General features: G+C 72.0%; 12 protein-coding genes and 1 pseudogene. 8 read left to right on the forward strand and 5 right to left on the reverse strand.

The features are described from left to right. Positions 1-23: 23 nt before the first annotated feature. From GVO57_RS05855 to GVO57_RS14855, 4 genes and pseudogenes are all read left to right on the forward strand, one after another. Positions 24-785, forward strand: coding sequence for a cold-shock protein (locus GVO57_RS05855; protein ID WP_327785545.1), 762 nt, complete (start codon positions 24-26; stop codon positions 783-785). A gap of 13 nt (positions 786-798) precedes the next feature. Continuing rightward, positions 799-1,269, forward strand: coding sequence for a DUF192 domain-containing protein (locus GVO57_RS05860; protein WP_160593854.1), 471 nt, complete (start codon positions 799-801; stop codon positions 1,267-1,269). Positions 1,270-1,312: 43 nt separating this feature from the next. Beyond that, positions 1,313-1,711, forward strand: coding sequence for an NADH:ubiquinone oxidoreductase subunit NDUFA12 (locus GVO57_RS05865; RefSeq protein ID WP_160592376.1), 399 nt, complete (start codon positions 1,313-1,315; stop codon positions 1,709-1,711). Positions 1,712-1,920: 209 nt separating this feature from the next. Then, positions 1,921-2,154 (forward strand): annotated as a pseudogene (locus tag GVO57_RS14855) (DUF2155 domain-containing protein); the annotation flags it as partial. A gap of 35 nt (positions 2,155-2,189) precedes the next feature. On the opposite strand, the gene aat reads toward GVO57_RS14855, so the two are convergent. The 4 genes from aat to GVO57_RS05890 all read right to left on the reverse strand — a co-directional run bounded on the left by aat (position 2,190) and on the right by GVO57_RS05890 (position 5,412). Further along, positions 2,190-2,909 carry a leucyl/phenylalanyl-tRNA--protein transferase gene (gene aat / locus GVO57_RS05875; RefSeq protein ID WP_160592377.1) on the reverse strand — a complete coding sequence of 240 codons (720 nt, stop codon included), beginning with the start codon at positions 2,907-2,909 and terminating at the stop codon, positions 2,190-2,192. Between the two features lie 97 nt (positions 2,910-3,006). Beyond that, positions 3,007-3,738, reverse strand: a complete 732-nt coding sequence (locus tag GVO57_RS05880) for a ParA family protein (protein WP_160592378.1) — start codon at positions 3,736-3,738, stop codon at positions 3,007-3,009. Beyond that, positions 3,735-4,694, reverse strand: coding sequence for an alpha/beta fold hydrolase (locus GVO57_RS05885; RefSeq protein WP_233281496.1), 960 nt, complete (start codon positions 4,692-4,694; stop codon positions 3,735-3,737). The genes GVO57_RS05880 and GVO57_RS05885 overlap by 4 nt, the downstream gene beginning before the upstream one ends. A gap of 97 nt (positions 4,695-4,791) precedes the next feature. After that, positions 4,792-5,412, reverse strand: coding sequence for a PilZ domain-containing protein (locus tag GVO57_RS05890; protein ID WP_160592379.1), 621 nt, complete (start codon positions 5,410-5,412; stop codon positions 4,792-4,794). 272 nt (positions 5,413-5,684) lie between these two features. Between GVO57_RS05890 and GVO57_RS05895 the strand changes: the two genes are divergently transcribed. The 4 genes from GVO57_RS05895 (at position 5,685) to GVO57_RS05910 (ending at position 11,921) form a co-directional block, all read left to right on the forward strand. Beyond that, entirely contained in the window at positions 5,685-7,700 is a 2,016-nt protein-coding gene (locus GVO57_RS05895) for an autotransporter assembly complex protein TamA (protein ID WP_233281497.1), read from the forward strand. Beyond that, entirely contained in the window at positions 7,697-8,467 is a 771-nt protein-coding gene (locus GVO57_RS05900) for an AsmA family protein (protein ID WP_160592380.1), read from the forward strand. The genes GVO57_RS05895 and GVO57_RS05900 overlap by 4 nt, the downstream gene beginning before the upstream one ends. Positions 8,468-8,562: 95 nt before the next feature. Then, positions 8,563-9,549, forward strand: coding sequence for a hypothetical protein (locus GVO57_RS05905; RefSeq protein WP_160592381.1), 987 nt, complete (start codon positions 8,563-8,565; stop codon positions 9,547-9,549). A 44-nt stretch (positions 9,550-9,593) separates the two neighbouring features. After that, on the forward strand, positions 9,594-11,921 hold the full coding sequence (locus tag GVO57_RS05910) for a translocation/assembly module TamB domain-containing protein (protein ID WP_160592382.1): 2,328 nt from the start codon (positions 9,594-9,596) through the stop codon (positions 11,919-11,921). A gap of 12 nt (positions 11,922-11,933) precedes the next feature. Here GVO57_RS05910 and GVO57_RS05915 read toward each other — a convergent pair whose 3' ends face one another. After that, complete coding sequence (locus GVO57_RS05915) at positions 11,934-12,347, reverse strand: cell envelope integrity protein TolA (RefSeq protein WP_160592383.1); 414 nt, start codon at positions 12,345-12,347, stop codon at positions 11,934-11,936. Between the last annotated feature and the right edge of the window lie 54 nt (positions 12,348-12,401).

The following is a 12,401-nucleotide window of genomic DNA, read 5'->3' on the forward strand; positions in this document are numbered from 1 at the left end:
GGGGACCTGAATTGGGGGGGCAAGTGGATCTCGATCGGCCGGCGCCGGGGGGCGCGGGTCAGCTGCGGGCACAGAACCGCGTCGACGGCCTGGCCGATGGCGGGGCGGCGGGTGGCCATGTGCTGCCCGGTGCCCGGCTGACCAACGGCCATGAGGGCGGCGGACCGTGCACCATGTCCCGTGCGGCCGCGGCCGCAGCGGCGGAGGCTGCGCTGATCGGCAGGGCCGGGGGCGCTTTGGCCGGTGCCGGGTCCGCCCCGTCTGGCGATGGCCAGACGCTCGAGCGTCATACGGGCACGGTCAAATGGTTCGACGCCACGCGCGGCTTCGGCTTCATCGTCAGCGAGCAGGGGGGCGGCGACATCCTCGTCCACTTCTCGGTTCTGCGCGACCATGGCCGGCGCAGCCTGCCCGAGGGGGCGCGGGTCGAATGCCTGGCCGCGCACCGCGACCGGGGGCTGCAGGCGCGCCAGATCCTGTCGTTCGATCTGTCGACCGCAATCGGGCCGGACCATGATCTGCTGGCGCGCCCGCGCGAGCGTGTCGACCCGGTCGCCCTTGCCGATCAGGCCGGTCCGCCCGAACCGGTGCGCGTCAAATGGTTCAACCGGCTGAAGGGCTATGGATTTCTGGTGCGCGACGGCGATGATGGCGATATCTTCGTACACATGGAAACCTTTCGCCGCGCCGGCATACTCGACATTCAGCCCGACCAGCGCCTGATCGCGCGCATCGCCGATGGGCGCAAAGGCCCGCTTGCCGTCCAGGTCGATCCGGCGGACTGATCCGATGCTGCGCATGATCGCCGCCGCCAGCCTTGCGCTGGCGCTCGCCCCGCTGGCCGCGTGCAGCGCCCGCCCGGCGGAATCGGCCCCGGCGCGGACGCCGGCGGGGCTTGATCTCGTCACGCTCAACATCACCGATGCCAGTGCGCGGCGGCACAGCTTCCGGGTCGAGGTGGCACGGACGGCCGCCGAACAGGCGCAGGGCCTGATGTTCCGCGAATCGCTGGCCCCTGATGCGGGCATGATCTTCCCGTTCGATCCGCCGCGCCCGGCGAGCTTCTGGATGAAGAACACGCTGATCCCGCTCGACATCATCTTCATCCGCGCCGACGGCACGATCGCGCGCATTGCCGCCAACACCATCCCGCATTCGCTGGCGCCGGTCGAATCGGGCGAGGATGTGGCCGCCGTGCTCGAGCTGGCGGGCGGGCGCGCCGCAGAGCTGGGCATCAATCCCGGCGACCGGGTGAGCTGGCCGCGCTAAACCGGGCTTTCCCAAGCGGGCCGACATCGCTAAACGCGGCGGCATGGGTCTGCTCGCATCGATCTTCACCTGGTGGAATGGCGCCACCATCGGCACCGCGCTTTACACCCGCCGCAACGGCGTGCGTGTCGGCAGCGACGACTGGGGCAATGTCTATTACGAAGCCCGCACGGCCGGCGAGGACGGGCTGAAGCGCCGCTGGGTGATCTTCAACGGGTCGAACGACGCCAGCCGGGTGCCGCCCGAATGGCATGGCTGGCTGCATCACACCACCGACATGCTGCCTGAGGCACTGCCCGCCCCGCGCGCCTGGCAGAAGCCCGCCGTGCCCAACATGACCGGCACGTCCGCCGCCTATCGCCCCGCCGGTGCGCTCGAATCGGGCGGCGTGCGCGCGGCATCGACCGGCGATTATGAGGCGTGGAGCCCGGACGCGGCATGATGCGCGCCGCGCTGGCCGGTCTCGGCCTGGCGGTCGCAGCCGGCGGCGCGGCGTTTGCGCTTCAGAACCAGACCGCTAATCCCGTCTCCACTGAGGCCCCGCCCGAAGCGACGCCGCCCGCCGATGCGGTCGACAACGCAACTGGGGCCGCCGCCGATCAGCCGCCGCGCGCCGGATCCGCGCCCGCCTATGTCCGCGCCGAAACCCCGATGGCGGAGCGGGTGGCGGTGCTCGGCCTGCTCAACAAGCGCAACGGCATCGCGCGCGACCTGACGCTCCGGCCCGGCCAGGCGGTGCGCGTGGGCGATGTGATCGTGCGCCTGCGCGCCTGCGAGACGACCGCCCCTTACGAGGTGCAGAAGCTGACCGGCGCGTTCGTCCAGCTTGATGTGCGCGGGGTCGATGCGGGCTGGCGGCGGGTGTTTTCGGGCTGGCTCTATGCCGAGTCGCCGTCGCTCAACGTCGTCGAGCATCCGGTCTATGATGTCTGGCCCAAAAGCTGTGCGATGACGCATCCCGAAATCGGCGCGGCGACCGTGCGTGCCGGCGCGTCCGGCGGCACCGCGCCGGCCAGCCGGTCGAGCGCGCCGAACGCCGCATCGCCGCCGGTGCCCGCGCCGGCCCCCGATACGGCCGCGCCCAGCAACGCCATGTAATCGGCCCGGTCGATCTCGACCGCGCCGAGCGAGGCGAGATGATCGGTCAGGAACTGGCAGTCGAGCAGGGTGAAACCGCCCGCGCGCAGCCGTGCGACCAGATGGGCGAGCGCGACCTTCGATGCGTCGCGCGCGCGGCTGAACATGCTTTCGCCGAAAAAGGCGCGGCCGAGCCGGATCCCATACAGCCCGCCGACCAGCGCGCCGTCCTGCCAGCATTCGACCGAATGGGCATGGCCCTCGGCATGCAGGCGGTTGCACGCATCCTCGATCGCCGCGTTGATCCATGTGCCTTCGCCGGGCGCGCGCATTTCGGCGCAGGCGGCGATCACCTGGGCAAAGGCGCGGTCGGCAGTCACCGTGAAGCGGTCGCGGCGCAGCGTGCGGGCCAGCGAGCGCGACAGGTGAAAGCCGCTGAGCGGCAGGATGCCGCGCCGCCGCGGCTCCACCCAGTAAATGTCCGGCGCATCGCGGCTGTCGGCCATCGGGAACACCCCCACCCGGTAGGCGCGCAGCAGCAGGGCGGTGTCGATCGGCGGCATTGCGGTCTTGTCTAGAGCCTTTTCGAGCCGGGTGGAAACACCCGGCGGATCCGAAACCGCTCCCGGGCGCCATCGCGCCGGATAACGCGGCAACCGGCTAAAGCCGCGCGGCCTTTTTCTCGATGCCGCGCCACAGCCGGGCAAAGGCCTCCGCCGCCGGCGTACGCGGGGCGAACACGCCGATGGGCGCGCGTTCGCTGGCCATTTGTTCGACCGCGCTTGCCATCGGGATCACCGGCCAGTCGGGCCGCTGTTCGAGCGCGTCGCGGTGCAGCGCGCGGCGGCGGTCGACCATCGAGAAGATCGGCAGGATCGGCGCGTGCCGCCCGTTCAGCCGCCCGGCAAAGGCGACAACCTCGTCCAGCGCGCGCTGCGACAGCGGCGAAGGGATGACCGGCGCAAGGATCAGGTCGGCGGCGGCCAGGATCTGGGCGCTGGTTTCGGTCAGGCCGGGCGGACAGTCGAGGATGATGCGTTCATAGCTGCGCGCCGGGCCTTCGAGCAGCCGCCTGAGCCGCTTCTTCTTGCCGATTTCGAAAAACAGCCGGTCGAGCGCGCGCAGCGAGCTGTCGGCGGGCAGCAGGTCCAGCCGGTCGATCCCGGTCGGGCGGATCAGCGTTTCCGGTGCCACGTCGCGCGCGAACACGCGCTCCGCCGGGCCCGGCGCGCCGCGCCCCTGGCCGAGCAGATAGCTGGCCGCGCCCTGGGCATCGAGATCCCAGATCAGCGTGCGCCGCGACGACAGGATCGCCGCCGACCAGGCAAGGTTCACCGCCAGCGTGGATTTGCCGACGCCGCCCTTGGCGCTGTAGACGGCGATGGTCGTCATGCGCCCGCTGCGCCCAGCCGTTTTGCCCAGGCATCGACATCGGCGGCGGTGCGATCGGGCGCTTCCTCCATCGGCACATGGCCGACCCCCGGATAGACGATCAGTTCGGACCCCGGAATGGCGCGCCGATACCATTCGCCATAGCGCGGCGGGATCAGCCGGTCGGCTGCGCCCCACAGGATCAGCACCGGCTTGCCGAGCGCGGCCATCGCCGCCGGGGTGGCGGCCGGGCGGCGCACCGTGGCGCGGTCGAGCGTCGCGTCGCGGTTGCCGGGAAAGAGCAGCAGTTCCCAGTAACGGTCGACCATCGCCGGGGTGACGACCTGCTGGACGGCAAGGCTGTCCTTCAGGCTCTGTTCGATCAGGATGCGCGGCGTCAGATGGCGCAGCACCGGGCGCAGCGCCGCGCTGCGCATCATGCTGTGGCCGATCGAGGCATGGTCGGGAAACGCGCCCGGCGCGCCCGAGGCGTCGATCAGCACCATTGCGCGCACCTGCGCGGGATGGGCGCGCGCATATTTCCACGCCAGCTCGCCGCCCATCGAATTGCCCGCGACGATGGCGGGCGGCAGGCCGAGCCGGTCGACGACGCGGTCGATCACGTCGATGAAGCTTTCCTCGCGGTAATCGCGCCGGGGATGGGCACCGGTCAGGCCGTGGCCGGGCAGGTCGATCGCGACCAGCCGGTAACGCCCGGCCAGCTTTTCGGTCCAGCCCGCCCAGGTGTGCAGCGAGGCGTTGGAGCCGTGGATCAGCAGCATCACCGGCGCCGTTTCGGGGCCGTCCACCCGCACATGGACGCGCAGGCCGTCGCCCAGATCGAGGAAGCGCGACTTGCCGTCGCTGTAACGGGCGATGAGCGCCGCCCGGTCGCCATCGGGCGTCCAGGCAAAGGCGATGCCGCCGACCAGCAGCAGGACCAGCACCACGCCCAGCCGTTTCACCCACCGCATCATGCGCGCCCTCCCTGGGGGACAGCCTAGCGGACGCGGTGCGGCGATGGCCAGAACTTTGGCGGCGGGCCTGAACCGGGGCGTGGATGCGCCGGGCGGCTCAGCCGCGCGGGGCCTGTTCCAGCCAGTCGGCAAAGCCGCGCCAGGGCAGCGGCTTTTCAAAGCGGATGCCGACGACATCGCCCTTGGTCCAGCGCACCTCGGCGGTGGTCGCGACCAGCCCGGAAATCGAGGCGACCACCGGTTCGCCGCGCTTGAGCGGCCGGTCGGGCCGGCAGCTCAGCCCGCCGATCGAAATGTCCATCACGTCGCCGATCACCGGATCGCCCTCGCCGATCAGCTTCACCGTGCCGCGCCGCACGAAGCGCGGCGCGCGCGGCCGGATGCGCAGCAGCGGATTGCGTTCCTCGCGCAGCACCTGCTCGACATCGATCGGTTCATCGACCTGGATGCCGCACTGGCCGTCGCGGCTCCAGCGCACCAGCCCGTGCATCTGCTTGTCTGAACGCAGCTCGACCGTCACCCGCCGTTCGGGCTGCGGCGGCGTGTTGCAGCCGACCATCAGCCCGCCCGCGGAAATGTTGCGCACGATGCACAGATGATCGTCGCCATCAAAGCTGATCCGCCCGGCGCGCAGCACCGACATGTGCCGTGCGCCCGATCGGCGCTCCGGCGGATAGTCGCCCTCAACCGGCTCAAAGGCTTGAAATGCGCCCGACATTTTTTCGGGCTTATGCCCAAGCCCTTAAGCGAGGCTTAAGCCGGGCATCGTGCCGAGCCGCAGCGGCGGGCGGGCTGCGCCATGAAAGCGATTGTGGAACCGGTCGGCAGGCGTCAGGGTTACCTGCGGAGGATGAAGGGGTCCAGGTGAGTGCATTGACGTCATTGGCCGCGATCATGGCGTTCGCGGCACCGGCCGGACCGCAGCCAGCATCTCCTCCGCCCGCCGCCTCGTCCGGGGCCGGGGCCGACCGTGCATCGCCGGCGGACAGCGTGTCCGTCGCGGCCGAGCCGCCGGTGATCTCCCCGGTGATCTCCGATGCTGATTTCGAGGCCGCGCTGCCCCCGGTCGGCGACGATCTGGATGCGCCGCTTGCGCCCCTGCCTGCGACACCCGCGCCATCCGCACCCGCTCCCGTCGCATCCGTGCCCGCGCCATCGCCGGCCGGCGCGGAGCCGGTGCCGTCCCTGCCGCCGGAGCTTGGCGATCCGCTGCCGCCGCTTGGCAGCTTCGCGCTCGATCCGCCCGCCGGGCTGGCCGACGCGACCGCGCCCGCCGAAACGCTGCGTTACCGGCTTGAGGTCGAGGGGCTGAACGCGGTCGGGCTGGAGCGCCGCTTCCGCAGCCTGTCGGCGCTTGACCGGGGTGACGGCGATGCCGCCAATGGCGCGGTGGTGCTGGCGCGGGCGCGCGAGGATGAGCAGCTGGCGCTGTCGCTGCTGCGCGCCGAGGGCTATTATGATGCGACCGCAAGCGTGGCGATCGAGCCGCCGGCGGGCGACCGGCCGCTGGTCGCGCGGCTGCGTTTCGTGGCCGGTGGGCGTTATCGGCTGGGCCGGATCAGCGTCACCGGTCCCGACACCGATCCGCCGGGGCTTGCGCGCGCGGCGCTGGGGCTGAAGGGCGGGGAGCCGCTGGTCGCCGCCGCGATCGAGGCGGCCGAGGCCAATGTCAGCGTGCGCTTGCCCGAACGTGGCTATCCGTTCGCGACGCTCGGCGCGCGCGATGTGCTGCTCGATCCCGAAACGCGGCTGGGCGACTATACGCTGCCGGTCGATCCCGGGCCGCTGGGGGCGTTTGGCAGCATCCTGACCAGCGGCCGCCCGGTGTTCGACGCCGCGCATGTCGCGGTGCTCGCCCGGTTCCGCAGCGGCGACCGGTATGACGGGCGCAAGGTCGATGATCTGCGCGACGCGATGATCGCGACCGGGCTGATGTCGGGCGTCGCGGTCACGCCGGTCGCGACCGAGCGGCGCGATGCCGAAGGGCGGATGATCGTCGATCTGAACGTCACCCAGCAGGCCGGGCCGCCGCGCACCATCGCCGCCCAGGGCGGCTATCAGACCGGGCAGGGGCTGACGCTGCGCGGCAGCTGGACCCACCGCAACCTGTTCCCGCCCGAAGGCGCGCTGATCGTGCAGGGGGTGATCGGCACGCGCGAACAATCGGCCGGGGTCAGTTTCCGCCGCGCCAATGCCGGCCGCCGCGACCGGACGGTCGAACTGGGTCTGCGCGGCGCGCGCCAGCGTTACGAGGCCTATGACGCGCTGACCGCATCGCTGTCGGCGCGCATCTCGCGCGAGTCGACGCCGCTGTGGCAGAAGATCTGGACCTGGGCCTATGGGTTCGAACTGCTCGCCAGCGATGAAGACCGGCGCATCGAGCCGCGCGACGACAGTGCCGGCACCTATTTCATCGTCGCCCTGCCGACCCAGCTTGGCTATGATCGGTCGAACAGCCTGCTCGATCCGACGCGCGGGTTCCGCGTGACCGGGCGGTTGACGCCTGAGCTTTCGCAGCGTGTCTCGGGCGATTTTGACCGCTATGCGCGCGGTATCGTCGATGTCAGCGGCTATTATCCGGTCAGGGACGATCTGGTGATCGCGGCGCGGGCGCGGTTCGGCACCATCGTCGGCGCGCCGCGCGACCGCATTGCCCCGTCGCGGCGGCTTTATGCCGGCGGCGGCGGATCGGTGCGCGGCTTCGGTTTTCAGGAACTGGGGCCGCGCGATGCCGACAATGCCCCGATCGGCGGGCGCAGCGTCGTCGAGGCAGCGGTCGAGGCGCGCTACCGGTTCGGCGATTATGGCATCGCCGCCTTTGTCGATGCGGGCCAAGTCTATCGCTCCAGCCTGCCGGGGCTGTCGGACATCCGTGCCGGGGTCGGCATTGGCGGGCGGCTTTACACCAATTTCGGCCCGATCCGCGTCGATGTCGCGACCCCGCTGGCACGGCGGCCGGGCGAATCGCGCATCACGCTGTTCATTTCGATCGGACAGGCGTTTTGACCGACCATCCGGACAATGGGACCATCGCCCCGCCGGCGCGCGCGCGCGCGGGACGGCTGGCCCGCGTGCTGCGCGGCGTTGCCGCCGGGCTGGTCGGGGTGGTGGCGCTGGCGGTGCTGGCGTTCGTCGCGGCCGACAGCGATGCCGGGCGGCGGCTGGTGGCCGACCAGCTGGCGCGGCTCGAGACTGCGTCCGGCCTGTCGGTCAGGATCGGGCGGATCGACGGATCGCTGTTCGGGCGCATGGTGCTGCGCGACGTGGCGGTGCGCGATCCGCAGGGCGTGTTCGCCAACGCGCCCGACCTGACGCTCGACTGGCGGCCGCTTGCCTATCTGGGCGGCCATATCGACATGCGCGAACTGTCCGCGCCGCTGGTCGTGCTCGCCCGCCGCCCGGCGCTGCGGCGGGTGCCCGCCGATCCGGACCGGCCGGTGCTGCCCGATATCGACCTGACGCTCGGCTGGCTGGCGGTCGACCGGCTGGTGCTCGCCCCGGCGGTGACGGGCCGGGCGCAGACGCTCCGCCTGTCCGGGCGGGCGCGGATCGCCGATGCGCGCGCGCTGGTCAGTGCCGATCTGGCGGCGCTTGGCGGCGGCGACCGGGCGATGCTCCGGCTCGATGCCGCGCCCGATGACGGGCGGCTGGCGATGGCGGCGTCGGTGCGTGCGCCAAGGGGCGGGGCGCTGGCCGCGCTCACCGGGCTGAAAGCGCCGCTCGCGCTCGATCTGGCGGGGCGGGGGACTGGCGCGCCTGGGACGGGCGGCTGATCGCGGCCTATGCCGGCCGTCCGCTCGCCCGGCTGGCGCTGACCGCGCGCAGCGGCCTGTTCCGCGCTGAGGGGCCGACCCGGCCGGGGCTGATCATGCCCGCGCTTCAGGGGCTGACCCGCCCGGCGCTGGCCATGGACCTGTCGGCGCGGCTGGCCGACCGGCGCGCCGATGTCCGGCTCAAACTGGCCTCGGCCGCCCTGTCGGTGGCGGCTGAGGGCGATGTCGATCTGGCGCGCAACCGCATCGGCATGGCCACCCTGTCTGCCGATCTGCTGCGTCCCGCCGCGCTTGCGCCCAATCTGGTCGGCAGCGGCGTCCGCCTGCGCGCGCGGATCGACGGGCCGTTCGCCCGGCCGCGCATCGACTATCGGCTGAACGCCGCGATGCTCGGCTTTGGCGGCACGCGGGTCGAGGGGCTGGCTGCGGGCGGTGCCGCGCGGATCATGCCCGGGCGCATTCTGATTCCGCTCAGGGCCCGCGCCGCCCGGATCGCCGGGCTGGGGCCTTCGCTGGGCGAGCTGCTGACCGGTGTGACGCTCGACGGGCAGATTGCGGTCAGCGGCGCGCGGCTGCTGGCGGACGATCTGCGCATCCGCGCGCCGCGCATCGATGCCCGGGCGGTGATCGCCGCCGATCTGGCCGCCGGCACCTATCGCGGTGCGCTGTCGGGCCGGGTCGACCGCTATCTGGTGCAGGGCGCGGGGCTGTTCGACCTGTCGAGCGACATTGATCTGGTCGCGCCCCCGGGTGGCGGCTGGGCGCTGGCCGGGCGGTTCGCCGCGCGCAGCGTGCGCATCGACAATGGCGCGCTGCGCGACCTGCTGGCCGGGCAGACGCTGATCACCGGGCGGATCGGCTATGGCCCGACCGGGGTGGCGACGCTCGACCGGCTGCGCCTTGCCTCGCCGGGGCTGACGGTGACCGATGGCGCGGGGCGGCTGCAGCCCGGTGGCCGGATCGAGGGGCGCGCCGCGGGGCTTGCCGGCCGCTATGGCCCGGTGACTGTCGCGCTGTCGGGCACTCTGGCACAGCCGGTGATCCGCCTGAACGCGGCGCGGCCGCGCATCGGCATCCCCTGACCGATGTCGAGGCCGTGGTGCGCGGCACGGCGGCGGGGTATGAAGTGAGCGCCACTGGCGGTTCGCCCTATGGACCGTTTGTTGCCGATCTGCTGGTCGTGACCGGGCAGGGACCGCTCAGGATCGATCTGCGACGCGGGCGTTTTGCCGATCTCGACCTGTCGGGCATGCTTGTCCAGACCGCTGCCGGGCCTTTTGCCGGGACGCTTGGCCTGTCGGGTGCCGGGGTCAGCGGCCAGGCGGTGCTCGGGGCCGAGGGCGATGTGCAGACCGCGCGGGTGTCGGCCAGGGCCCGCGACGCGCGCATTCCGGCCGATCCGCCGGTCATGGTCGGGCGGGCGCTGGTTGCGGCTGATATCGCCCTTTATCCCGATGCCCCGCGCATCGTTGCCGACATCCAGGCCGCCGGGGTGGCGCGCGGCGATCTGCGCCTGCGCCGCGCGCGGGCGCGCATCGATTATCGCGGCGGGCGCGGCCGCGCCGCGCTGGTGGCGGAGGGCGATGCCGGCATGGCGTTCCGGCTGGCGGCCAATGCCGCGCTGTTCCCCGGCGTCACCCGGCTGGCGGCGGCGGGGGAGATTGGCGGGATTGCCCTTCGGCTTGCCGCGCCGGCGGTGATCCGCACGGCTGGCGACGATTATCTGCTTGATGACGCACGGCTGATTGCCGGCAGCGGCGCGGGGACGGGGGAGCTGCGGCTGGGCGGGCGGCTGAACGGCGGCGGGGGCATGGCCGTCAATGCCCGGTTCGACCGGTTCGATCTGGCGGTGCTGGGCGCGGTGTCCGGCGGGCTGGGCATCGGCGGGCGCGCGACAGGGCAGCTGAGCTTTGCCGATGCCGGCGACGCCATGCCCCGCGCGGACCTGCGCCTGTCGGTCGCTGGGTTCACCCGCGCGAGTGCGGCTGCCGTGTCCGCCGGGGTCGATCTTGATGCGGCCGCGACGCTGCGCCCCGAAGGTGCCGAGCTGAAGGCACTGGCGCGCCGCGGCGGCGTGAACATCGGCCGGCTGCAGGCGCGGCTGCAGCCGCCGGGTGCTAGCAGCTTCTGGACCGACAGGCTGCGCGCCGCGCCGCTGAGCGGCGGGCTGCGTTACAATGGTCCGGCCGATCTGTTGCCGACGCTGGCCGGGCTCAACGATCACCAGCTTGCCGGGCCGATCGGCATCGCCGCCGATTTTGGCGGCCGGCTCGCCGAACCGCAGCTTTCAGGCCTCGTCCGGGCCAAGGGGCTGACCTATCTGAACACCGTTTACGGCACGCGGCTGACCGATGTTGCCATGGCCGGCCAGTTCACGAATGATCGGCTTGAAATCAATCAGTTGACTGCAAGGACGGGGGACGGGAATGTCTCCGGCCGGGGGCGTATCGGGCTTGCCTCGGCCGCTGGTTATCCGGTCGATCTGACCATCGATCTCGACCGGGCACGGCTTGCCCGCTCCGATGCTCTGGGCGCGACGGCGACCGGCCAGCTTCGCCTGACCGGGCCGTTCAGCGAGGGCGTGCTGGTCGCTGGCGAACTGCGCCTGCCCGAGGCGCGTTATCAGGTCGCGCGCCAGGGCGCGGCCGAGATCGCGGTGCTCGAAGGCGTGCGGCGCAGGGGCGATCCCCTGCCCGAACCGGGCGCGGCGGCGGCCGAGCGGCGCCGCGCCGCCGCCGCCGGACTGTTCCGGTTCGACCTCAGGCTGCGCGCGCCCGATCAGCTGTTCGTCGCCGGCATGGGGCTGGAATCCGAATGGGGGGCCGATCTGCGCATCGGCGGCACCTCGACCGCCCCGGCGGTGACCGGCACCGTCAATCTGGTGCGCGGCACCTACAGCTTTGCCGGGCGGCGGTTCGACCTCGACCGCGCGTCGACGCTCAGTTTTCAGGGCGGCACCAACCCGCTGATCGACATCCGCGCCAATGCCGAGATTGACGGGCTGACGGTCGCGCTGGTCGTCACCGGGCGCGCCCAGAACCCGCAGATCGCGCTCACCTCCACCCCCAGCCTGCCGCAGGACGAGCTGCTTGCCCGCGTGCTGTTTGGCGAATCGATCACCAACCTGTCGGCGCTGCAGGCGGTGCAGCTTGCCGCCGCGCTCAACAATCTGCGGGGCACCGGCGGCGGGCTCAACCCGCTCGGCAAGCTGCGTTCGGCCGCCGGGATCGACCGGCTGCGCATCCTGGGCGAGGATCAGAGCATCGGGCGCGGGGCGGCGCTGGCCGCCGGGGCCTATGTGTCGAACGACATCTATGTCGAGATCATCACCGACGCCCGTGGTTTCACCGCCACCCAGATCGAGGTCGCGCTCAGCCGTGCGCTTAGCATCCTGTCGCAGACCAGTTCCTTTTCGGGCACCAGTGTCGAGCTGCGATACCGCCGCAATTACTGAGGCGTGCGGGCCTCAGCCCATCGCGCCGGGGCTGAAGGTCAGGTCGAATTCGTCCCAGCCGGTCGCGTGCAGTTCTGCCGGCAGCACCAGCGGCGCGCAGCGCAGCACCGAGGTGATCGCCGCATCGGCCATCAGCGGCGCAAACACCCGGTTGACCGGGGTGATCCCGCTCTGCGCGACCACTTCAGGCGCGGCGGCAACGGTGCCATCGGGGGCGAGGCGCACGCGCACCCGGGTGACGATCTGCCGGGCCGGGCGGGCGACGCGTGGCGGGCGGTAGCAGCGGCGGACCTGATCGGCGGCCGAGGCAATGGCCTGGGTGAGCGCGGCCGGATCCGGGCCGCGCTGGGTGACCGGCTGGCCCTCGCCACGCCGCGCCGCACAGCCGCCGGTCAGCAGCATGGCGGCCAGTGCCCAGCCGATCACCGGGCGCGGCGACCAAATGGGACACCGCAACGCCGTCAGGGCAGGCAGCGGAAC

Origin of the sequence: Sphingomonas changnyeongensis, assembly GCF_009913435.1 — a bacterium.
GTDB classification, from domain to species: domain Bacteria; phylum Pseudomonadota; class Alphaproteobacteria; order Sphingomonadales; family Sphingomonadaceae; genus Sphingomonas_B; species Sphingomonas_B changnyeongensis.